The following is a 782-nucleotide window of genomic DNA, read 5'->3' as shown; positions in this document are numbered from 1 at the left end:
TGAGTGCTGCCATTCACCCTGAAAAAAGGGACAGTCTACGGTTAAATAGAACTGCCCCCGTTCAAGCGGGTGTGCGGCTAGTTTTCTATTTTATTACTATTGACCGCTATCGAGTTAAAACGGTTGCTGTTGACGGTGGCGAACCATGCCGTTACTCCTGACGCCAAGTTAGTGGTCCAATAATAGTAAATCCCAAACTCAGTTTTGTAATGGGTGCGCGACCAATAGTAATTATTTGGCATCGGCCAACGACCGGCGTACTGCTGTTGCATAAGCTTCTGTTCATTAAGGGTGGGTAGGGTCATGTCCCGCTCTATCGCCCTTTCATACACTTCTTCGTGCGCGCCTACACCGTTGTTGTAAACCCAGATCACGTTGGTAACGTACACTCCGACGGTTACGGTCTGTGGCGGACTCGAAGAGTCCGTGATTCGGATGGTTGTTTGACCATTGCCCCGTGAGGAAACCGCTCCAGTTGTACTGACAGAAGCGATATAGCTTTTATCGGATGAGTAAGTATAAGGCCCGGTACCGCCGCCCACGCTCAGTTGCGTCGTATTGCCAGGGGTGTTGGCGGGGAGGAGGCTGGGGTAATCTCCCAGCATGAATGTAAATCCGGAGAGCTGGATATAAGTCGGCGTGACGTATAACGGAGTGCTGCGACTGATAGTGTATTGCGTACTGGGGAACTCAACTGCCCGGCTCTGATCGTCGATACCATTGTAGGCCACGTAAAAACTCAACGTTACCTGGCTATTATTTGCCACCCTGTCCAACCAACT

The 782-nt window shown here is 50.6% G+C and carries 1 pseudogene; it reads right to left on the bottom strand.

Annotated elements, in window-relative coordinates:
- Window positions 1-77: 77 nt before the first annotated feature.
- Window positions 78-782: pseudogene (locus TK42_RS26730) on the bottom strand (hypothetical protein); the annotation flags it as partial.

It is taken from the genome of Pseudomonas sp. GZJR-8, assembly GCF_002916705.1.
Taxonomy (GTDB): Bacteria; Pseudomonadota; Gammaproteobacteria; order Pseudomonadales; family Pseudomonadaceae; genus Aquipseudomonas; species Aquipseudomonas synxantha_A.
The sequence above is the reverse complement of the archived record's forward strand: the minus strand, read 5'-3'. Positions and strand labels throughout refer to the sequence as shown.